This is a genomic window from Eubacterium sp. SB2 (assembly GCF_001244405.1).
GTDB lineage: Bacteria > Bacillota > Clostridia > Lachnospirales > Lachnospiraceae > Faecalicatena > Faecalicatena contortus_B.
On the sequence record NZ_LN865153.1, the window covers coordinates 1,704,135 to 1,727,034 of the forward strand.

Here is a 22,900-nt window from a genome sequence, read left to right on the forward strand (position 1 = left end):
GTATGACGTTAGAGAATAAGAAGAAAGGAAGGAAACACCAATGGGAAAGTATGCAGTTGTTATGGAAAAAGACGGTACAACAAAATATTATTTTATCCGTAATACGGAAACCTTTGGCATGGAACTCCTCCCCTCTAAATATCTGGCGCACAAAATACGGAGCAACCGGTCACCCAATACAGTACGCCGGTCAGCCTTCGCTATCTGCTATTATCTGGAGTATGTGGACGAAAAGCAGATGGAACTCAGTGAGGTGTATGGGCTTGATTATGAAGCGCAGTATGACTACTTCCTCGGTTTCCTGAACTGGCTGAAGCATGGGAACCATAAAGAAAAAACAGAAAAGTGTCCAAACAATGGGACCTGCAACGCATACTTAAAAGATGTGTTCAGGTTCTATCTTTTTTTAGAACTTACAGACAGCAGGTTCGGGCAGCTGTCAGTCTTATCCAGCAGCCTGATTACCATGCAAAATGCTGCCGGGGTAAAGAAAACGCTCCGGTTCAAGGCATTCAAAGGATACCTGAAAGAGGAAGAACGCAAGGTAAGGGCAGCAGAAAAGACAGAGATCATGGCAATCCTGGAAGCGTGTACGAACTGCCGGGACCAGCTGCTCATCCTGCTGACATCAGAACTGGGGTACCGGATCGGGGAAATCCTGGGCATTGATTATACAAAGGATATTGACTATGCAAACCACCAGATCAGGGTGGACTTCCGGGATGATAATGAAAATGATGCAAGGGCAAAGAATGCGGAGGAAAGGGATGGAAAGGTAAGTGAAGACACCTTTGAATTCCTGCTCTATTATCTCTCAGAATACTGGGATCTGCTTCAGCATCAGGACTACCTTTTTATAAACATCAAAGGGAAGACACAGGGAAAGCCCATGAAAGCAGACAGCGTATACGATATGTTCGAACGCATGGAAAAGAAAACACAAATCAAGGTTACCCCGCATATGCTCCGCAGATATTTTGCAAACACCAGGTGGGAGGCAGGCTGGCCGCTGGAACTGATCAGCAGGGCATTGGGGCATAAGCACCTGGACACCACCACACGATATTTGAAAATTATCGATGACCGGATGAAAACAGCAAGCAGGGAATTTTATGACCGTTATTCCAGCTTATATGGGGTCAATAAACTGCTGGATGGGAGGTGAAAAGTAGATGAGTGCATACCGGCTGCAGCTGGTACAGCCGCAGGAAGAATTTAAAGAAGAATATGAGAGGCTGAAAAAGCAGCTTGCGGATGAGATAGCAGACTGCACAGAAGTACGGGAAGCCTACCGGAATAAAGCAGAACGGTTCATGTCTGAAAATGCCATATGGAGCCTGGCGGATATCACTTATGAAACCAGATGCAGTTATGAAAATTATTTGAAGATGCAGATATCTGTAAACCCGGCTAAGCAGTATCTGTCCGAATTTGACCGGTTAAAACTGCATTCCTTAGAGCAGCAGGCACAGACGCTGGCCGGGAGGCAGGCAGCATGCAAATATCTGAACCGGCAGTTATTCCTGCTTTATCATCCGGATCCGGAGATAGCAAAAGCTTTTAAAAGGACTCCTGATAAAGAAAGTCTGGTATGGGATTTTGATAGAGAAGCACCGGAAGTCCTAAAGAGGCAGATATTCAAGATACTCCACAGAGAAATTGAACAAAACCGGCATAAAGCAGGGAATCATGCAAGGTTGGAGACACTAAAAAAATTTTATGACTACTGTGTGGATGCAGGAGTGGAAGATATTGAATATCTTGAAATGGAACAGATAAGTGAGTTTTACGGCAGGCTGAAATCTGCAGGGAAGGCAGCCCTGAAAAGAGGAAGAGGGATCGTGGAGGCAAGCAGGAAAATCCTGTTTAGGGAAACAGATGAGATCAACTGGAAAGCCAATGTCTGGTATCTGGAAAGATTCCATTTTGAAAGCACAAGGGTGAACCCTTCCAATCCGGTGATTACCCTTTCGTTTATAGAAATCCTGCAGAAAAAGAACCGGCAGCTTATGCAGGAATACATGAAGTATTGTCTTGGGACAACCAACCTGTCAATCAGTGTGATCCGGGCAGAGGCGTCTATACTGCGGCGGTTTTTAGTGAAGATGGGGGAGTATACAGAAGAAAATATCTGTTCTGTAACAACGGAAGAACTGGAACATTATTTTTCCTATCTGGAACAGCAGAAAATCCAGCCGGAGACTTATAACAAGACGGTTAAAAGCATCCTGCACTTTTTCGATTACCTGAAAGTCCGTGGATTTATAGAACAGGTGCCATTCCAGGAACAGTATTACCTGAAAAAAACGGTAGTGAAGCACCATGACCGGAGCGTTACCCATCAGGTGTACGTGGAAATCATGCAGAAGCTGGGCAGCTTCCCAGAGGATTTAAGGCTGATGTTCCTGCACCAATGGGCAGTCGGCCTGCGGGCCAGTGAAGTATGCACCCTGAAAGGAAACGCTTACTATGTGCAGGGCAGGGATGCATGGATCCAGGTCTACCAGATTAAGATGAAAAACTATAAACGGATACCCATCCCGACAGTATTGTACCGGCTCATGAAAATTTATATCGGCAAATATCAGATTACTCCTGAAGAGTATGTATTTAAAAGCACTACCGGCGGCGCTTACCGCTATGGTACCTACAAGTACCGGATGCATAAATACTGCGAGAAAAATGATATCGACAACGGTGAATACCTGTTTCAATCCCATGATTACCGGCACACACTGGCAACCTTTTTTTATAATCAGGGAGTTTCCATACAGGGAGTCCGGGATTACCTTGGGCATACTTATGAAGAAATGACAGAACAGTACATTGATTTTATGCCGCGTAAAATAAGGAAAGCCAATGAAGAATATTTCAAGGACGGGAAGAACAGCCTGGCAGCCGGCATAAAGAAAAGGAGCAGGCATGGAAAATAAAATTTACATGAAAGACTTCCCCTGCTACGGCAGCGCAACCGAAAAAGCAAGAGAGATGGTCGGAAAAAATCCATATTTTGATCTGGAACAGCTGCCAGAACCGCGCATGAGGGAAGAGGCAAGGGCATTTATCCTATACAGGGGAAATTCATTATCATTGATCACCATGTATGGGGATAGAAGGTATTATAACAATATCTGCAAATTTATTAAGAAAAAGGGTGGGGGAGTCCACAGCTTTGCAAAGATGGAACCGGCAGCGTGGGAGAGGAAGCTGAGAGGCTGGATGCTGGAAAACAATCTAAAACTGACAGAAGAAATCCATAATCTGAGCGGCAATACCTCTTATGGAAAGTCAAAACTTATCCTGTACTTCGAAAGGCTGTTGAGATTCAGCCAAGATACAGGCGAACTGGAAGAAACAGAAAAGGATATATGGGAACTGGAAAAACTGGATATTGATATCCGATGGAATCCAATCACAAATTTTAAAAACCTGAATTTTACCAAGATATATCAATTGGATATCCGGGAAGAAGTGAAAAAAGCAATTTACATGCATCTGCGTTCAGAAGCAGTCGCAACCGTGGCAATGGAGCTGACAGCAGTGCGGCGCCTGTCCAAGTTCCTGAAAGAAAGGTACCCCAAGATACAATCCTGCGCGGAACTGGACCGGATCGTATTAGAAGAGTACCTCACATATCTGAAAACAGAGGCACCGCCCAATTCCCATTTGCATACAGACCTTGGGCGGCTCCGGGCAGTATTGGAAACGGTAGGGAAGATTTACCAATATCCCCAACTGGACGGGATGGTGCTGAACAGAGACATCCCGCCTACGCCGCCAGCAGAATTTAAGACCTACTCAGACGCGGAGATGAAGCGGATCAATGCCTGCCTCGCAAAGCAGCAGATACAGATTGCGAGGCTCATGGTCATCCACCAGATGCTGGGAACCCGGATATCCGACACGTTGACACTGCACCCGGACTGCCTGTATGAGAAGCAGGGAGAAACAGTCATCCGGATCAAACAGATGAAAACACATCCTTATGAAAAAATCGTCAGTGAAGAATTGGCGATGCTGATCCGGGCGGCGATAGAGGATACAAGGGAGCGGCATGGGGACACCAAATACATTTTTGTGAATGAGAAGGATCCAAAACGCCCCATGCAGTACACCACCATACAGTATCTCATATCCAAAATGATACAGGATGAAGATTTAAGGGATGATAATGGAAACTTATTCGGATTCAACAGCCATATGTACCGCCATTACTATGGTGTGAAACTTACGGAAATGCATCTGAATGATTGGACCATAGCCAGACTTCTCGGCCACAGCAGCATTAAAAATGTACGTTATTACCGGAAAATGAGCAACCAGCTGCTGGCAGATGAGACAAGGGCTGCGCGCCATATGCTGTCAGAAATGATACTGGAAAATTTAGACGGATGGGGTGAAGAATATGAGCAAATACGACAAGATGATAGCCTTGAATAAAAAGGTGAGCAATGAGAAAATCAATCAGGCGAAAAATGCCATACATAAAATGCTGGATGAAGGTGAGAAGGTAACCGTTCCCAAACTGATGAAGAAGACAGGGCTGTCCAGAGGCTTCTTTTACAAAAATGAGATTGTGCGCAGGGAAGTAGACAGGGCGCTGAACCAGCAGGCAGGCATGGTGGATCCGAAGCGGTATATCGGGGATATGGCGCTGCGAAGCAGGATAGAACTGCTGGAACAGCAGAACCGGGAACTGCAGCGGACGGTGGAGAGGCTGGAAAAAGAGAAGAGGCAGATGGAGAAGGCGTTGAACAAAAAGGCGTTAAGTGAACTAAAGAATTTCTGAGGTGAAAACAATACGGGAATGACAGGGCATACCAAAAAGTATGCCTGTTAGTTTCGATTTAATTATAGAAGGTAATGTTTTTAACATTTAATTTCTGCATCAAAATTCGAATAAAGCTATTTACATATTTTTTGAATTTGCTAGTTGACGAATTCATCCAGTAGTGATAACCTTAAATTGTTAGCAGACTATTCGATTGAGTGCTAACATAACGAATGAATGGTGATATTTTATAAGTCAGGAGGAGAAAATGTTAAATTTAAACAAGTTATTTATAGACTTTAATGATAAAATTTCATTGACTAAAACATATAAAAACAAGATTAAGACAGGCAGAGATGCATTACGTGGAAAGATTGATAACAAATTTGAGGAAAAGAATAGGAAAAAACCTCAATACTGCACTCAGGGCTCATATGCAATGAAGACAGCTATTATGCCTGTTGGAGAAGATGAGTTTGACCTTGATAATGGAGTGTATCTGCAAGGGTATTCTTATAATCAGGATGAATGGCCTGCTACGCAAACAGTACATACGTGGGTAAAGGACGCTGTAACAGGTCATACATCCAATGCACCTATTGATAAAAACACATGTGTAAGAGTAGTTTATGAAGATAAATATCATATTGATTTACCAATTTATATAATGGGAGAGAATGATGATGGAGATAATATTGCATATTTGGCACATAAATCTAAAGGTTGGATAGAAAGTGATCCTAAAGCGTTTACAAATTGGTTTCAAGGATACGTTAATGACAATGGACAGCAAATTCGTCGCTTAGTAAAATATTTAAAGGCTTGGAAAGATAATAAAAAGATTGATGTCAAAGGGATGGCAATTACAATACTGGTGTGTAATAATTTTACTTTAACAGAGAATCGAGATGATATATCTTTGTTAGATACCGTGACTAATATAATTGATGTCCTAGAAGATGATTTTCATTGCTATAAGCCAGTTAATCCAAAAGATGAGGATTTGTTTGGTGATATAAGTGAATCATCTCAGGAAGCCATATTAAAAGGCTTTAAAAACCTAAAAGACAAGTTAGATACAGCAATATATGAAAAGAGCAATGAAAAAGATGCAACAGATATTTTAATAAAATTGTTTGGGGACAGGTTTCCTGAAGGTGACGATGAAGACAAAGACATTTCAGAAAAAACAAATGCTCCAATTAAATTAGGTGAAGAGGATAGCCATTTTGCATAAAGAGATATATGAGTTTTTAGTAAGTAATGGAATTGATTGCGATTATGATAATACCAATGATGTGATTGATATTCGTCTAAAGATTGATGAAATTACTTATGAATTATACATGAAATTCCCGTTATATTATCCATATGAGTTTCCAAGTGTTTATATTAAAGATTGCCAGCAACTTACTATACCACACATCTATACTGATGATAAATTATGTTTATATGATTATAATGAAGTTGTTCCGAATCCAGAGAACTATCTACATGATGCTTTGGCGTGTATTTTACGTGCTGAAAAATTATTAATAGAGAGTAAAAATAGATGTAACGTATTAGACTATCAAATTGAAACGGTTACTTTTTGGGAGACGAAATCTGAGGGGAGAGTAGACTTTTTAGGGTATTCGGATGAGTCTACTCGGTTAATGTGGCAATATGAATGGTTGGATAATTACTATGTGGTTGCTGATGAACAAAACGTTATATCTAATTTTGTGAGTAATTCATATGGTTTGAAGACAAAAGATATTGTCTTTCAAAGAGCATTATTAATAAATATAGGTAAATCGGTTTTGGTGGCCCTTACTAGTATAAAAGATATATATGAATTAATTCCAAAGAATGATTTGGTACATTTATATAATTTTCTGGTTAAAAATCAAGGCAAAGGGCTTATTATTTTATATGCAGATAATGGGATGGGGAAATGCCTTTTTTCTTTGAAGTTGAATTTGCTATCTAATGGCATTAAAATAAGACAACGAAATATAAGAGGGGTTGTTGCGGCTAATAAAAATAGAAATGTTTTACGTTTAAGGACAAGAAATTTTCAAATGAAAAGGCTTTTTACCCGTGGTGGTGATGGTACGGCTTCTTTTGATAAAAAATGTTTATTGGTTGGATGTGGTTCTGTAGGAAGTTACATCAGTAAAGCTATTATAGATGTTGGTATTACGGATGAAATTTGTTTACTAGATAATGATGTACTTAAAGATGAGAACATAGCAAGACATTTCTGTGGAAGTAATCATTTGCTTTTTAGCACATCAAAAGTGGAAGCATTGAGGAGTGAGTTACTGAAGCATTATCCAACGCTTAAATGCAATGCAGTGAATGAAAATGTTTGGAAATATATTTTAAAAGAAGTGTCCTTTTTCAATCAATATGATATTTTAATAATATGTGTAGGAAATACAATGCTAGAAAAGAAAATAATACAGATGCTTAAAGATAATAAGATTCAAAAAGAATGTATTATACTGTGGGTTGAGCCATATCTGGTTGCTGGACATGCTTTAGTATTTCAAAAGAGTATAGATACCAATACAGAAAAAAGTTTTTTTGATGATTATGGGATGTTTAACAATAATGTGTTGTTGAATAGTAGAAAGTATTTAAAAAGTGAGGCAGGTTGCCAAAGCGCATATGCTCCATATGCAGGATTTGAGGCGCAGAAATTTGTCCAGGATTTTGTGGATATATATTATAGAAAAATTTATAATAGTAAAGCAAAATATAATTATGAATTTACTTGGATAGGGAAAATGAAATGGGCCAGACAACAAAATTTTGAAATTAAGCCCATGTGGAGATCAAAAGACGATAGGTTTATGGAGCTGAAAAGGATAGATAACTGATGAATTACAATATAAATGGTTTGAAAATAATCTTGAATTCGGAGATTATAGATGAAATAAAAAAGTACTATAACTCTAGTTTAAGATATGAAACAGGTGGTGTTTTACTCGGCAAGTTTAATAAAGACAATAAGGTAATTGAAGTCATTGAAGTTTATGAATTGAAGACGAATTTCTTTTCAAAGATATTGTATAAAAGAAATGTTAAAAAAGCTCAGAAAATTATTAATAAAAGATGGCATGAATCTGGTGGTGTGCTGAATTATGTAGGAGAATGGCATACACATCCGAATATGAGAGCTCTCCCATCGCATACGGATATTAATTCATTAAAAGAAATAGCATCAAAGGTTCATGAAATATTGCCGGGGATAGTAATGATAATTGCGGGAAAAGATAACGAAATGAATCTAGTGGTACAATTCAAAAGAGCAATTAAAATATCTCCAGTGTTTAGAGAGTGATGATATAGGGGGAGCATGAATTGCATACATATACGATTGATAAAAGTTTAAGAAGTAAAATGATTTTGAATATATTTATTGCTAGCATTATTTTATCAGCACTATTTACGTTCTTATTGGGAGATGTCATATCAGAAGTAAGAGCTTGGATGCAGAATTATAAGTGGCTGGCTGAAATTCTAAATTTATGTGATAGGTTGGGAGTTACTACAAACTTTATTGGGGTAACTTTCTTATATGGTGCTTTATATTGGGGGTTCGATAATTTTGTCTGGAGATGGAAAATTGTAAAGAAATTTCTTAATGTACCAGATTTGAGGGGGCATTGGGAAGGAGAATTAACATCTACTACATATAAAACAAAATTGGACATGAAATTGGATGTCAAACAAACATGGAGCAAAATTAGTTTTGTGTCAACATTCCCAAAATCTAAGTCTGAAAGCAACGTTGCCGCCATATTTATTGAACGAGATGGAATAGTAAAGATTGGATTTGGGTTTATTAACCATAGCAGGGAGTTTCCCCACCAATATGATGGGTATAATATATTGGATATGGACGATGATAATCATCTTTTTGGTCGTTACTTCAATAATCGCGACAATAGTAATGTAGGTAATAGCGGTGGAAATATGGGAACGTTTGAATTAAGAAAATATAATTAAATATAAAAATTGTAGTAAGAGCAGGTAGAAGTTCCTGCTCTTTTTAATCTCCGTATAAGAGCAAGATATAACACAATACACTCATTTGTATACCGTTAGTGCCAGTGTTTACAAGGCTTTCCAGAGGGCTACCCCATTTTATTGATGAACCTGCGAACGGCTTAGACCCTTTTGGTATTGAAGAATTGAGGAAAATGATCCGGTCCTTTGCAGAATCCGGGATATCGGTAATTATATCCAGTCATATTTTAAGCGAAGTTGAACAAGTAGCCGACGACATAGGGATTCTGCACAATGGGGCGCTGCTGTATCAGGATAGAATTGATGCAAATGAAAATTTGGAGCAGTTATTTATGGATATCGTCAGAAGGGAGCGTGCAATTTAATGCTGGAAATATATTTGAAAGCGGAAAGCCTGAAATTCAAACGTTCCCTGTTTAGAAAACTCGTGTTAGTTATCCCCGCAGCTTTAGTTTTGATATCCATGATCTTTCTGTTTATTGGGATTGGTTTAGGCGGTTTTTCAAGCTCCATGGTCTGCAATTGGTGTATGCCGGTTGCTTCTCTCTCCATAGTGGTTTTATGCCACCTGGTTAATCATAAGGATCAAAAGCACAATTACCGTACTCTTTACAGCCTGCCCATTAACTTGAAGAAGACATTTATCTCAAAAACAATTATGACGGCGCTTAATCTTTTGGCTATCTCCTTGATTTTAGCTCTTATTACGATAATCACGGAGTGCATATTGTCAGGTGTTTCTGCTGCTATTGGACGTGCCGGATATTATATTTTGGGATACAGTTTATTGTGGATCACTTTATTATGGCAGATCCCTTTCTGTCTGTTTTTGGATCAAAAAGCGGGATTTGCCGGTTCTGTGATTCTGAACTTATTTGCCAGTGCGCTGGGGGGACTGTTCTTTTCCCTGACCCCTTTATTTTGGTGCTTCCCATACAGCTGGCCTGCCAGGTTTATGGTCACATTATTCGGAGTTCTGCCAAACGGATTATTAGCCGAATCCGATTCCAGACTGATGCTGAATCTGGGAGAAAGCTCGCTGCTGGTATTGATATCCCTGCTTGCCGTGTTCGTTCTTACAATCCTGTTTTCCCGCTGGTATAGAAAGCAGGTGCATCGCAGATGATGATAATTAGGGAGTTTCTTTCAAACTTTATAAAGATCAGGCGGACTCCGGTTCTTTTGCTGTATACCGTACTGCCCGTAGTGGTTACCGCATTATTTTTAGCCTATTATGCATTTGCCGGGTACCATATCATTCCTGATGAGAGGTTATTTTTCGTTATTTTACAAATATGCTATCCGATATTTGTAAGTATTGCCGTGCCAATGCTCATTCAACTGGACAAGAATGTGAAAGGGATTCAGAATGCGCTTGGTTTAGTGGAATCCCGAAGAAGTGTATTTCTCGGAAAATTGTTCTTTCTTCTGTTTCTTTCAGCCATAAGTATGATACTATATGAACTGTGTTTCTTTGTTGGAGCTAACTGTTTCATGGAAAGCAGACGAACACACTTTAATTCATATCTTGTCATATTTTTTGTTTTTTTAATCAGTAACCTATTTCTATATATACTGCATATACTCCTTACTTTCCGGTTTGGATCCAGTATTTCTGTCCTGGCAGGGATATGTGGCACAATTTCAGCCGGTTTCTTTGAAAATGCGATTGGTGATAAAATCTGGTCCTTCATTCCATGCGGAACGGTGTATTTGCAGGGCGGCATGGGAGACGCAGGCTGGCAGATCATTGTGCGTGATAAAGGCCCCGGGTTCAGCAAGGCGGCATTACAACATGCGGCAGAGCGTCTGTGGCGCGGCGATGCTGCGCGCAGCACAGATGGACACAACGGACTTGGACTTTGGTTTGCAGCGGAAGTCGTAAAAACTCATGCAGGGCAGATGGAATTGTGTAATTGCAAAACCGGCGGCGTTGTTATCATCAAGTTTTGTTAAGCCTCCGGGCAGCATTCGAAATACAAAATTCTTTCCATTTAAGGAATTTTTAATAAACAGTACGCTATACTCTCCTTATCAACAATGAAAGGGAAGGGAAATTACATGATACAGAGGATATTGAAAAAGGATCTGAAGAGGAGAAAGAGCGTTAATATCATTCTTTTTCTGTTCATCATGATTGCGTCCATCTTTCTGTCAAGCAGCATCAACAATATTATGGTAGTGTCTTCTGCAGTGAACTACTATATGGATTATGCCAATGTACCCGATGTGAATTATATTATCTCGGGCACCCAGGAAAAGGAACAGATTGACAGCTGGATTGAGAAGGATGCCCCGGGCGTGAAAGAGTGGGGCTATAATACGGTTATCATGCTGAACGAAAAGGATATCCGGATTCAGACAGAGGGGAAGGATAAATCTTTTAACACGCATGGGGCCAGCATGTATCTGGGCACAAAGGATGCCGATTACTGCAAGGTATATGATACGTCCGGGAAGGATTTCAGCCTGGAAAAGGGAGAGATTGCGCTGGGGAATGCAATGGCCGGTAAAAATAAGCTGGAGGAAGGCAGCAAGGTGAAACTCAGCGTGGGAGGTTGTGAGAAGCTGTTTACCGTTAAGCTGTTGATCAAGGATGCTGCTTTCGGGAGCGATATGGCCGGTATGAGCCGAATGATCGTCTGCCCTGCGGATTATGAATTCTTTTCGGGGAAAGAGGATGCTAATATCATTGGGCTGTATTACTTTAATGTGGAGGATGTGAACGGGTTCGTCAGCGGATTTGACGCGGAAGGTTTTGTGACTTCTATGAACTCGATTACAAAAAGCACTTATACGATGGCGTATTCTTTCGATATGATTATGGCGGGCCTGCTGATCCTGATCGGAATCTGCCTGATCCTGATAGCACTTTTGGTGCTCCGGTTCACACTGGTATTTACCATAGAAGAAGAGTACCGGGAGATCGGAATCATGAAAGCCATGGGACTCAGGAATTTTGCGATTAAAAAGCTTTACCTTATAAAATATATCCTGATCGTTGTTATTGGTGCTGCGGCAGGACTGGGAGCAAGTATTCCTGTCAGCAGAATGATGGTTGCATCCGTCAGCGGCAATATGATTATGGAAGATACCCGGGTCAATCTGTGGGTGAATGGTGTCTGTACGCTGCTGATTGTAATCCTGGTTATGTTTTTCTGCTACAGCTGTACGAGAAAGCTGAATAAAATCTCCGCAATCAGCGCCATACGCGGAGGCCAGAGCGGGGAACGCTATGGCAGGCGGGCGGGGCTTCGCCTGTACCGCAGAAAACGGATGCCGGTGGCGCTGTTTCTCGGAATCAATGACATGGCGAGCCATGTAAAGCGGTACCTTGTGCTAATTGTGACGTTTTGTCTGAGTTTTATACTGATCACCATACCTTTGAATACGCTGAACACGATGAAAAGCGATGAGATGGCCGGAAAATTCTGTATGGACCCGAAGAGCTCTGTTTATGTAGAAAAAATAGAAAACTACGGCGAAAATGTTTACAGAACCAGGGAAGATCTGGATGCCGGCATGAAGAGAGTCGAAACGGAACTGGCAGAAAAGGGATATGAGGCTGAGCTTACCGGAGTACCGATCTATTTCCTGCGCTATTCCTCAAGGGGAGAGACCGGTAAAAATAATATTATGACGGTGCAGATAGCCGGTCCGAACCAGGACTTTCTCTCCTACCAGGAAGGAGATGCGCCGCGTCTGTCCAATGAGGTTGCATTTTCAAGAAATATTATGGAGCAAAACGGATGGCAGATCGGCGACACGGTAGAAGTAGAGGCCGGCGGGGAGCAGAAGCAGCTTATCATAACAGGAACATATTCTGATTACATGCAGGTTGGCAAGAGTGCCAGAATGAATCCGAAACTGGTATTGAAAAATGAAACCATGTTTCACTATTGGAACATTATGGTGGATATGGAGACGGATCGGACGCAGGAAGAGCTTGTTACAGAGCTTAGCAGCTTGTTTCCGCACTATCAATGGACGACGGCCCAGGAGGTGGTGGACCGGAATGTGGGCGGTATCCAGGAATCTCTGAAGGATATGCTGGTTCCGATGACCGGAATGCTCTGCGCAGTGATTATGCTGATCACCCTGCTGATGGAACGGCTGTTTATAGTCCGCGAAAAGGGAGAGATCGCCATGATGAAGAGTATTGGATACCGCAGCGGGACGATCCGCCTGTGGCAGGTCATGCGTATGGTATGGGTGGCCCTTATTTCGATGATTGCAGCAGTCCCTCTGTCACTGGTATCCAACCGTTTCATGCTGAAGCCTATTTTTGCGATTATGGGTGCTGACGTGGAGATCCAGGTGGTGCCGTGGCAGGTATACGGGGTTTATCCCGGAGTATTGCTTGTTGGGATTATCCTGGCAACCGTCATTGCCACTATGAACGTAAAAAAGATCAATATCCGCGAACTGAATAACCTGGAGTAGGAGGAAAAGAATATGAAGACATTAGAGGTATCGAACCTGTGTAAAACCTATATAATAAATAAGCGCCAGAACAATGTTCTGCGCAATGTAAATCTGACGATCCATGAAGGGGAAATGCTGGGAATTATGGGTCCGTCCGGATCCGGAAAAACCACGCTCCTCTATACGGTGAGCGGCATGGATACCGCAACAGCCGGGAAAGTGGACTTTTTTGGCCGGGAGCTGACTTCTCTGAAAGCAGGTGATATGAGCGATGTGCGCCTGAATGAGATGGGGTTTGTGTTTCAGCAGATGTATATGCTGAAAAATCTGTCGGTATATGATAATATTATTTTACCCGGGTACCAGACGGCGGAGGGAAAGACAAAGAGCGGCAGAAAGCAGCTCAATGAGAGGGCAAAACTGCTCATGCACAAACTGGGAATCAGTGAGATTGCGGAAAATGATGTCAACGAGGTATCGGGCGGACAGCTGCAGCGGGCGTGCATCTGCCGCAGTATGATAAACAATCCCAGAATCATATTTGCAGATGAACCCACCGGGGCGCTGAATAAGCAGAATTCCATTGAGGTAATGGAGGAGCTGAACCATATTAACAGAGAGGGGACTACGATCATGCTGGTGACCCATGATATGAAAGTGGCTTCAAAATGCGGGAGGGTGCTGTATATAGAAGACGGTGACATCCGTGAAGAAATCACTCTTGGAAGGCGGGAAAATGCGCAGGAGGACAGGGCCAGGGAGAGAACCTTAAATGACTGGCTGATCAAATTGGGATGGTAGGACATGAAAGATATATTACTGGTGGAAGACAATAAGGAACTGGCGGTTCTGATACGGGATTTCCTGAACAGAGAGGGATATTCCGTCTGTTGGGCCGGGAGCGGGAAGGAAGCGCTGGATTATATGGAGGTGCAGCCTGTGAAAATGCTGCTTCTTGATATAATGCTGCCTGAAATGGACGGATTTGCAGTCTGCCGCGCTGTGAGGGCGAAGTGGAATCTTCCGGTGCTCATCATGAGCGCACGGGCCGGCAGGGATGATAAACTGACCGGATATGAGCTGGGGGCGGACGATTACATGGAGAAGCCTGTGGACGCAGAGATTTTGATCGCTAAGGTCAAAGCGCTGATGCAGCGTGCTTATGGGGGACGCCAGGAGTCCGATCTGATCGTATCCGGGCAAATCAGCCTGGATACAAGTGCAAGGCAGGTCTATCTGAACGGCCGGGAACTGGAGCTGAATGTGAAGGAGTATGAGCTTCTGCTCCTGTTTCTCGAAAACCCGGGGAAGACGCTCAGAAAAGAATATATTTTTGCACAGATATGGGGAATGGACAGCCTGAGCGAGAACCAGACCCTTACCGTACACATCAAGATGCTGCGAAGCAAGATCGAGGATAATCCCAGGCAGCCCGGGCGGATTCAGACGGTCTGGGGGGTAGGGTACCGCTATGAAGAAGTTTAACAGGCTTATTGGTCTTTCCGTGCTGCTGTATATGCTGGCGGCACTGTGGACTGCAGGCATCTCCTATAAAGATGCCGCAGACAGGGAAAAAGAATATAAGGTTGAAATAAACCGCATTTACAACAGCTTATCCGAAGGTGAACCTCTGGATAAGCTTGATTTGCATTCTTACAAATATGTACGGGGCGTAACCTTTCTTTCTTTGGAAAGTCTGGACAGCGAGGACATTACATCGGAATTCTACAGAGGGGATGACGCCGGTGAAACGGAAATTCGGCCCTTGTACACGGCGGACAGTTTGACGGGATTCTTACGCTTTGACTATGACAGGCCTGGCTTTGACCAGAGAAGGATTCTTTTGTGGACGCAGCTTTTTCTTGGAATCATGGAGCTGGGCATACTGGTGATTTTATTCTATCTGAAATACCAGCTCATACGGCCCTTCCAGAGAATGAGCAGCCTTACTTATGAACTGGCCCAGGGACACTTTAAAGGTGCGGTCAATGAAGAAAAAAGCAGATTCTTCGGGCACTTTATGTGGGGGATCAGCCAGCTCAAGGATAAACTGGATGTAACAAAAAAGAGAGAGCTGGAATTGCAGCGGGAGAAAAAGCTGCTTCTCTTATCCCTTTCACACGACATCAAAACGCCGTTGAACACCATCCGGCTTTGCGGAAAGGCCCTGGAGGAGGATCTGTATCAAACAGAGGGGCAGAAGAAGCATGCAGTTTGGCAGATTGGGGAGAAGGCAGAGGAAATTGAGCGCTATGTAGAGGAAATTATGAAAAATACCCGTGAAGATATTCTGGATATTTCCGTAAATAACGGAGAATTCTATCTGGAGGAGCTTCTCACAAGGGTCCTCGCGACTTACCGTGAAAAGTGCAGCATCCGCATGCTGGAACTGCACGTCGGCAACTATGAAAACCGTCTGTTGAAGGGCGATTTGGAACGGTCTTTGGAGGTGTTTGAAAATATATTTGAAAATGCATTCAAATACGGGGACGGGAAGAAAATTGAGATTACCTTTTATGAGGAGGATTACTGCCAGCTGATCCGCATATTCAATACGGGAATTCCCGTGACAGATAATGAATTTAACCATATCTTTGAGAGCTTTTACCGTGCTCAAAACAGTGAAGGCAGACAGGGCAGCGGGCTGGGACTCTATATCTGCCGCGAGATTATGCGGAAGATGGGCGGCGAAATATTTGCAGAAAAGCAGCAGGACGGCATGGCTTTTGTGCTTGTATTTTCCTGAAGCTGTCCCGGCAGGCTGTCTGGTGGGTTACTCTTTTTATATAAAATGTGTTTCCCGGTAGGAGAGAGGTGTCATTCCAGTATATCTTTTGAAAGATTGGGAAAAGTAATTGGCAGAGGAGAACCCTACAAGACGGGATATCTGACTGATGCTAAAATCAGTTGTCTTGAGCAGCTCTTCGCTGTTCAGAATTCTTCTTTCTAAAAGATAATTGATCGGAGCAATCCCATAAGTTTTGGAGAATATGCGGGAAAGGTAATACTTATTAAAACCGGAAAACTCCGCCAGGGTATCCAGCGTGATATCTTCGGCAAAATGGAGCTTAATATAATCTTTAACGGCGGCGCACTCCGGCGGAAAGCTGTCCGCCGTATACAGGGCAAGTCGGTCGCCTATGAGACGCTGTATCTTCAGAAAAAAAACGGACATATAATGCTGGCATATCTGAAGGGATGACTGCTGCCTGCTCTTTGTCTCTTCCAACATCAGATTCATAACAGGCATGATCGTATGTTCAAATTCCTCAAGCGCATAGATATGAAACTGAAATTTTCTGTTATCCAGAAACTGAAAGAAGAGATTATCGATTCCCATAATCATATAAGTCAGCGGCTCCGGTCCGCTGGAGCGTTCCGTGTGGGGCGTGCCTGGATTGATCAGCACCAGCGAATTCTTTCGGATTGGAATCTCCGCATCGTTGGAATAGAATACGCCTTCCCCGGAGGTAACAAAGAATACTTCTGCAAAACTGTGAGAATGAAGCGTGTATGCCCAGTTTTTTCCAAAAGCAGCGGATGTCATATAGACTAACTGCTCAGAAGGCTTCAGCGCCGAATGCAGAAAACTGGCAGTGGAATACTGTACTTCAGTCATGATTATGCCCCCTTTGAAGAATGAAGACAGTTCAGGCTTGCCTGACTGCTGCGAATTAAAATGTTTGGAAAAGTATATCATTTTTAATGGTAGTTGACAAGAATATGATGGAACTCCGTGCATATAAATAATTCCATGGCAGGAAAACAGGTGGATCCATGAAAGGACGCCTTTGGTGATCGGCGAAATTCTTTTCCGGAAGGCGGAAACCGTGGTATAATTAGTGACATAAAAGGAGTGCATCTGACATTGTACAAGATGCCGGCGTTTATAAATGAACGGACTCGTGAATACTAAAATCAGTAATGGACGGGAGGAGAAAATTATGTTAGAGAAAGTGGACCTTACCAAATCAATGAGGAAAGAAGAATACAAAGCGAAAATGCCGATGCTTGAGAGCCGGCTGGGAGAACTCCAGCGCCAGTGCAAGGCCCTGAATATCCCTGTGATGATCGTGTTTGAAGGATATGGAGCCGCTGGGAAAGGGCTGCAGATCGGAGAATTGATCCAGAGCCTGGACCCCAGGGGCTTCAAGGTTTTTGCCATTAAGGATGAGTCAGAAGAAGAGCGGATGCATCCTTTCCTCTGGAGATTTTGGACAAAAACTCCTGAAAAAGGCAGGATCGCCATATTCGACGGCAGCTGGTACAGAAAGGTGCTGATCGACCGTTTTGATAAAAGAACACGGAAAAAAGAGGTTCCCGATGCCTACCAGTCCATCTGTTCGTTCGAGAAGCAGTTAACGGACGACGGTACCGCTATCATCAAATTACTCCTTGCAATTGACCAGAAGGAACAGAAAAAACGCTTCCAAAAGCTCAGAAGCTCAAAAGAGACTGCATGGCGCGTGAGCCAGGGCGACCTTGAGCGGAATGTAAAATATCGTGAGTATACCCAGATGATCGAAGAGATGCTTCAGATCACAGATACGGATTATGCGCCGTGGACCATTATCGAAGCAATGGATAAAGAGTTTGCTTCTGTGAAGATCTATACGGTAGTCATCAAGGCCCTGGAAGAACAGCTGGAAAAAGTAAAAAAGGCAAGGGCAAAGGAGAAAGCGGCCGAGGCGATTGCCGAGATGGACGTGGAGGCTTCCAGCGGCACAGAAATACCTAAACAGGAGATCAACGGAAAAGAACTGCAGGAGTCTGTTCTTGCCAAGTCTGATTTGAGCCTGAGCCTGACCAAAGAAGAATATAAAGAGAAGCTGAAAAAATTGCAGAAACGCATGAGTCTTCTCCACAGTGAATTATACCGGAGGCGGATTCCGGTCGTGCTCGGTTTCGAGGGGTGGGATGCAGGTGGAAAAGGCGGTGCAATCAAACGGCTGACTGCAAAAATGGATCCAAGAGGATTTGTGGTAAATCCGACGGCGTCCCCCAATGATATTGAGAAAGCACATCACTATCTCTGGAGGTTCTGGACGGCAATGCCCAAGGCAGGGCACATCGCAATCTTTGACCGTACATGGTATGGACGCGTTATGGTTGAGCGGATCGAGGGGTTCTGTACAAAGCAGGAATGGCAGAGGGCGTACAAGGAAATGAACGATATGGAGCGTGACCTGGCGGATTCCGGGACCATTGTTCTTAAATTCTGGATGCAGATTGACAAGGACGAGCAGGAACGCCGTTTTAGGGCCCGTCAGGAAAATCCGCAGAAACAGTGGAAGATTACGGATGAGGACTGGCGGAACCGGGAGAAGTGGGATCAGTATGAGGAAGCGGTCAACGAGATGCTGATACGCACATCCACAGAATATGCCCCATGGGTTGTAGTTGAGGCAAACGACAAATATTATGCCCGCATAAAAGTACTGGAGACGGTTGTGCAGGCTATCGAAAAACGAATAAAAGAACAGGGAAAGTAACGGCTCATGGCAACAGTTCAGACAGGTCTGAACTGTTGCCCATGTTTCTGTACAGATGCCAATAAAAAGGAAATAAATCGTAAACACAGAATATATTATATATAGAAGTGTTTTGTTATGGAAAAGTATGTTTTGTCCCCTGCAGTCAGGATTCAGTGTGAGGAATAGGCCTATGACAATCAGAGAGCAGCTGGAAGAACGGGAACTGGAATATTTAAGCCCTTATGCAACGTTCAGCAGAAATTCAAAGGGAAGAAAGCGGCAGGAGCCGGAATGCGATATCCGGCCCGTATTTCAACGCGACAGGGACCGGATTCTGCACTGCAAGTCCTTCCGGCGTCTGAAGCAGAAGACCCAGGTTTTTTTGCTTCCCAAAGGGGATCACTATAGGACAAGGCTGACGCATACGCTGGAGGTTTCCCAGAATGCAAGGACGATTGCAAAAGCCCTCAGGCTGAATGAGGATTTGGTGGAGGCGATTGCACTGGGCCACGACCTGGGGCATACGCCCTTTGGCCATGCGGGGGAGCGCGCCCTGAACCGCGTATACCATTTTTCCCATAACGAACAGAGCGTGAGAGTCGTGGAGTGTGTGGAGAAGCAGGGAGCCGGCCTGAACCTGACATGGGAAGTACTGGACGGCATCCTGAACCATCCCACAGCGGGCACGCCCCGCACCCTGGAGGGCCAGGTGCTCCGTCTTTCGGATAAGATAGCCTATATCAATCACGACATCGATGATGCAATCCGGGGAGGTATTCTCGTGGAGGAAGATATCCCTTACGAGTACCGCAGGGTTCTCGGCAATACCAGCAAAGAACGTCTGAACACCATGGTACATGACGTGATCATCCACAGCATGGATAAACCGGCGATCATCATGTCCGAAGAAGTGGAAACGGCAATGATCGGCCTCAGAAAATACATGTTTGAAAATGTTTATCTGAATCCAAAGGCAAAGGGGGAGGAAGACAAGGCAGTGCGCCTGATCGAACAGCTGTATGATTATTATATCCATCATATCGAACAGCTCCCCGTGCAATACCTGCAGGCGATTGACAGGACGGACAGCTGCAGGGAGCAGATTGTATGTGATTACATAGCGGGGATGACCGATAATTATGCGGTAAAAAAGTATGAAGAATTTTTTGTTCCGGAAGCATGGAAAAATTAAAGGAAATCAGAATGTTTTGTCGAATATAATATATAGGGCTTTTTTTATGGAGGAATAAATGTATTATCCAGAAGAATTGATAGAAGAAGTAAGAATGAAAAATGACATCGTGGATGTAATATCCGGTTATGTGCGGCTGCAGAAAAAAGGGAGTTCTTATTTTGGACTTTGCCCATTTCACAATGAAAAATCGCCGTCTTTTTCTGTGAGCAGAGGAAAACAGATGTATTACTGTTTTGGCTGCGGCGCTGGCGGCAATGTATTTACATTTCTGATGGAATACGAGAATTTTTCGTTTATAGAGGCTGTAAAGTTTTTGGCAGACAGGGCTGGCGTGGAGCTTCCGGAGATGGAATATTCGAAAGAAGCCAAAGAGAAGGCCGATTTGCGCGCAATGCTTCTGGAGATCAACAAAGCTGCGGCGCAGTATTTTTATGTGCAGCTAAAATCCGAGCAGGGAAAAGCAGCATATACATATTTGAAGAACAGGGAGCTCTCGGATGACACGGTCAAGGCTTTTGGACTGGGTTACTCCAACAAGTACAGCAATGACCTGTTCCAGTATCTCAGAAAGAAAGGTTACAGCGAGGATCTGATCCGCCAGGCCGGGCTGATCAATACAGACGAGAAAAACGGTGTATACGATAAGTTCTGGAACCGGGTCATGTTTCCGATCATGGATGTGAACAACCGCGTGATCGGATTCGGCGGCCGTGTTATGGGAGATGGAAAACCCAAGTATCTGAATTCACCCGAGACGGCGATTTTTGGTAAGAGCCGCAATCTGTACGGCCTGAACCGGGCACGCACTTCAAGAAAGCCTTATTTTCTCATATGCGAAGGATATATGGATGTGATCTCCCTGCACCAGGCGGGATTCACAAATGCGGTGGCCTCCCTGGGTACGGCGCTGACAACCGGACATGCCTCTTTGATTAAGAGGTATGTACAGGAGGTCTATCTGACCTACGACAGCGATGAGGCGGGGACTAAGGCAGCGCTCCGTGCGGTACCGATTTTGAAGGAGGCGGGAATTTCCGCAAAAGTAATCCGTATGGATCCCTATAAAGACCCCGATGAATTTATTAAGAACCTGGGGGCAGAAGAGTTTGAAAAGCGGATAGGCAGTGCAAGGAACGGTTTCTTGTTCAGCCTCGAGATTCTGGCAAAGGACTATGACATGGAATCGCCTGAGGGAAAGACCGCATTTTTTAAGGAAACGGCAAAGCGGCTGACCGGATTTGAGGATGAACTGGAAAGAAACAATTATATTGAAGCCGTGGCAAAAGCCTACAAGGTCAGCGAGGACAGCCTGCACAAGCTTGTGACCAAGACCGCCATTAACGAAGGTATGGCAAAGCCCGCAGCAAGGCCCAGACAGGCATCCGGAGGGGGAAAGCCCAAGGAGAACGGTATTCTCGTATCCCAGAAGATCCTTTTGACCTGGATGATCGAGGACGAGAAGCTATTTGGCACCATCAAGCGCTACATAAGTCCGGAGGACTTTACGGAGGAGCTGTACAGGACGGTGGCGGAGTTGCTTTATGAGCAGTACGGCTCAGGGGAACTGAATCCGGCAAAGATATTGAATCACTTTACAGCGGAAGAAGAGCACAGGGAAGCCGCTTCTTTATTCCATACAAAGATCAGAGAACTGTCAACAAAAGAGGAGCAGGAGCAGGCCTTGAAGGAAACGATACTGCGTGTAAAGAGACACAGCATCGACGACCGGACAATGCACCTGGATCCGACGGATATGGCAGGGCTGCAGAGGCTCATGGAAGAGAAGCGCAGACTTGATGATATAAAGAAACTGCATATTTCTATTGAATAAGGATAAAATAAAACAAGATAGCCCTATACCGGGGTATACCGGCCGTAGGCAAAGGAAGGATGGACACATGGAAGAAAACACACAGAAATTTGACGAGAGGCTGAAAGAACTTGTTGCGTTGGGCAAGAAAAAGAAAAGCATCCTGGAACTTCAGGAAATAAATGACTTTTTCAATGATATGGAGTTGGACGCAGAGCAGATGGAAAAGGTATTTGACCATCTTGAGTCAAATAATATTGATGTGCTTCGAATCAGCGGAGATGATGATGACGTAGACGTTGAAGTCATCATTACTGATGAGGAAGAGGTGGATATGGAGAATATCGACCTTTCTGTACCGGACGGCGTCAGTATAGAAGATCCTGTGCGTATGTATCTGAAAGAGATCGGGAAGGTTCCGCTTTTGAGTGCGGAGAGAGAGATTGAGCTGGCACAGCGTATGGAGGAGGGAGACGAGGATGCAAAGAAAGAGCTTGCCGAGGCTAACCTCCGCCTTGTGGTAAGTATAGCAAAAAGATACGTTGGCCGTGGAATGCTCTTCCTCGACCTGATTCAGGAAGGAAACTTAGGTCTGATCAAGGCGGTGGAAAAGTTTGATTACCACAAAGGGTATAAGTTCAGTACCTATGCAACATGGTGGATCCGCCAGGCCATTACCAGGGCAATCGCAGACCAGGCCAGAACGATCCGTATTCCGGTGCATATGGTTGAGACAATCAACAAACTGATCCGTGTATCCAGACAGCTTTTGCAGGAATTAGGGCGCGAACCCACGCCGGAGGAGATCGCGAAGGAACTGGACATGCCCGTAGAGCGTGTGCGTGAGATTCTGAAGATTTCCCAGGAACCTGTGTCACTGGAGACTCCGATCGGTGAAGAAGAAGACAGCCATCTCGGAGATTTTATCCAGGATGACAATGTGCCGGTTCCGGCAGAGGCGGCGGCACAGACCCTGCTGAAAGAACAGCTGGACGAAGTGCTGGACACACTGACAGAAAGGGAGCAGAAAGTACTGCGTCTGCGTTTCGGCATGAATGACGGCAGGGCAAGAACTCTCGAAGAAGTGGGAAAAGAATTCGACGTTACCCGTGAGCGTATCCGCCAGATCGAAGCGAAAGCCCTCCGTAAGCTCCGCCATCCAAGCAGGAGCCGCAAGCTCAGGGATTATCTGGACTAGGTACGGG

19 protein-coding genes and 1 pseudogene are annotated in these 22,900 nt (G+C 44.0%); 19 read left to right on the plus strand and 1 reads right to left on the minus strand.

What is annotated here, in order from left to right:
• Window positions 1-40: 40 nt before the first annotated feature.
• From BN1938_RS20000 to BN1938_RS20070, 15 genes and pseudogenes are all read left to right on the plus strand, one after another.
• Window positions 41-1,165, plus strand: a complete 1,125-nt coding sequence (locus tag BN1938_RS20000) for a tyrosine-type recombinase/integrase (protein WP_050642204.1) — start codon at window positions 41-43, stop codon at window positions 1,163-1,165.
• Between the two features lie 7 nt (window positions 1,166-1,172).
• Window positions 1,173-2,933: a tyrosine-type recombinase/integrase gene (locus BN1938_RS20005; protein WP_050642205.1), complete on the plus strand. Its 1,761-nt coding sequence runs from the start codon at window positions 1,173-1,175 to the stop codon at window positions 2,931-2,933.
• Window positions 2,923-4,440, plus strand: a complete 1,518-nt coding sequence (locus tag BN1938_RS20010) for a tyrosine-type recombinase/integrase (RefSeq protein WP_050642206.1) — start codon at window positions 2,923-2,925, stop codon at window positions 4,438-4,440. Before BN1938_RS20005 ends, BN1938_RS20010 begins: the two co-directional genes overlap by 11 nt.
• Window positions 4,406-4,789, plus strand: a complete 384-nt coding sequence (locus BN1938_RS20015) for a DUF6262 family protein (protein WP_050642207.1) — start codon at window positions 4,406-4,408, stop codon at window positions 4,787-4,789. Before BN1938_RS20010 ends, BN1938_RS20015 begins: the two co-directional genes overlap by 35 nt.
• 250 nt (window positions 4,790-5,039) lie before the next feature.
• Window positions 5,040-6,008 (plus strand): CBASS cGAMP synthase, encoded by a 969-nt coding sequence (locus tag BN1938_RS20020; RefSeq protein ID WP_187376330.1) that lies wholly within the window; start codon window positions 5,040-5,042, stop codon window positions 6,006-6,008.
• Entirely contained in the window at window positions 6,001-7,638 is a 1,638-nt protein-coding gene (locus tag BN1938_RS20025) for a ThiF family adenylyltransferase (protein ID WP_050642208.1), read from the plus strand. The genes BN1938_RS20020 and BN1938_RS20025 overlap by 8 nt, the downstream gene beginning before the upstream one ends.
• On the plus strand, window positions 7,638-8,102 hold the full coding sequence (locus tag BN1938_RS20030) for a M67 family metallopeptidase (protein WP_050642209.1): 465 nt from the start codon (window positions 7,638-7,640) through the stop codon (window positions 8,100-8,102). Before BN1938_RS20025 ends, BN1938_RS20030 begins: the two co-directional genes overlap by 1 nt.
• A gap of 20 nt (window positions 8,103-8,122) precedes the next feature.
• Window positions 8,123-8,770, plus strand: a complete 648-nt coding sequence (locus BN1938_RS20035; protein ID WP_050642210.1) for a Cap15 family cyclic dinucleotide receptor domain-containing protein — start codon at window positions 8,123-8,125, stop codon at window positions 8,768-8,770.
• Between the two features lie 140 nt (window positions 8,771-8,910).
• Window positions 8,911-9,156, plus strand: a pseudogene (locus BN1938_RS20040) (lantibiotic ABC transporter ATP-binding protein); the annotation flags it as partial.
• Window positions 9,156-9,917, plus strand: a complete 762-nt coding sequence (locus BN1938_RS20045; protein ID WP_050642212.1) for a lantibiotic immunity ABC transporter MutE/EpiE family permease subunit — start codon at window positions 9,156-9,158, stop codon at window positions 9,915-9,917. The pseudogene BN1938_RS20040 and the gene BN1938_RS20045, both read left to right, overlap by 1 nt.
• Complete coding sequence (locus tag BN1938_RS23540) at window positions 9,914-10,747, plus strand: lantibiotic immunity ABC transporter MutG family permease subunit (RefSeq protein ID WP_050642213.1); 834 nt, start codon at window positions 9,914-9,916, stop codon at window positions 10,745-10,747. The genes BN1938_RS20045 and BN1938_RS23540 overlap by 4 nt, the downstream gene beginning before the upstream one ends.
• Before the next feature lie 105 nt (window positions 10,748-10,852).
• Window positions 10,853-13,234: an ABC transporter permease gene (locus tag BN1938_RS20055; protein WP_050642214.1), complete on the plus strand. Its 2,382-nt coding sequence runs from the start codon at window positions 10,853-10,855 to the stop codon at window positions 13,232-13,234.
• 12 nt (window positions 13,235-13,246) lie between these two features.
• The gene (locus tag BN1938_RS20060) at window positions 13,247-14,017 is read left to right on the plus strand and encodes an ABC transporter ATP-binding protein (protein ID WP_050642215.1); all 771 of its coding nucleotides are present in this window, start codon (window positions 13,247-13,249) and stop codon (window positions 14,015-14,017) included.
• A gap of 3 nt (window positions 14,018-14,020) precedes the next feature.
• The gene (locus tag BN1938_RS20065) at window positions 14,021-14,701 is read left to right on the plus strand and encodes a response regulator transcription factor (RefSeq protein ID WP_050642216.1); all 681 of its coding nucleotides are present in this window, start codon (window positions 14,021-14,023) and stop codon (window positions 14,699-14,701) included.
• Entirely contained in the window at window positions 14,688-15,962 is a 1,275-nt protein-coding gene (locus BN1938_RS20070) for a HAMP domain-containing sensor histidine kinase (protein ID WP_050642217.1), read from the plus strand. Before BN1938_RS20065 ends, BN1938_RS20070 begins: the two co-directional genes overlap by 14 nt.
• Window positions 15,963-15,998: 36 nt before the next feature.
• Here BN1938_RS20070 and BN1938_RS20075 read toward each other — a convergent pair whose 3' ends face one another.
• On the minus strand, window positions 15,999-16,835 hold the full coding sequence (locus BN1938_RS20075) for a helix-turn-helix transcriptional regulator (protein ID WP_050642218.1): 837 nt from the start codon (window positions 16,833-16,835) through the stop codon (window positions 15,999-16,001).
• Window positions 16,836-17,160: 325 nt separating this feature from the next.
• Here BN1938_RS20075 and pap point away from each other — a divergent pair, with 325 nt between their 5' ends.
• The 4 genes from pap to rpoD all read left to right on the plus strand — a co-directional run bounded on the left by pap (window position 17,161) and on the right by rpoD (window position 22,893).
• The gene (pap, locus tag BN1938_RS20080; protein ID WP_050642219.1) at window positions 17,161-18,708 is read left to right on the plus strand and encodes a polyphosphate:AMP phosphotransferase; all 1,548 of its coding nucleotides are present in this window, start codon (window positions 17,161-17,163) and stop codon (window positions 18,706-18,708) included.
• Between the two features lie 172 nt (window positions 18,709-18,880).
• Window positions 18,881-19,882: a deoxyguanosinetriphosphate triphosphohydrolase gene (locus BN1938_RS20085; protein ID WP_050642220.1), complete on the plus strand. Its 1,002-nt coding sequence runs from the start codon at window positions 18,881-18,883 to the stop codon at window positions 19,880-19,882.
• Window positions 19,883-19,940: 58 nt separating this feature from the next.
• Entirely contained in the window at window positions 19,941-21,716 is a 1,776-nt protein-coding gene (gene dnaG / locus BN1938_RS20090) for a DNA primase (protein WP_050642221.1), read from the plus strand.
• A 67-nt stretch (window positions 21,717-21,783) separates the two neighbouring features.
• Window positions 21,784-22,893 (plus strand): RNA polymerase sigma factor RpoD, encoded by a 1,110-nt coding sequence (gene rpoD / locus BN1938_RS20095; RefSeq protein WP_025657366.1) that lies wholly within the window; start codon window positions 21,784-21,786, stop codon window positions 22,891-22,893.
• Window positions 22,894-22,900 lie beyond the last annotated feature (7 nt).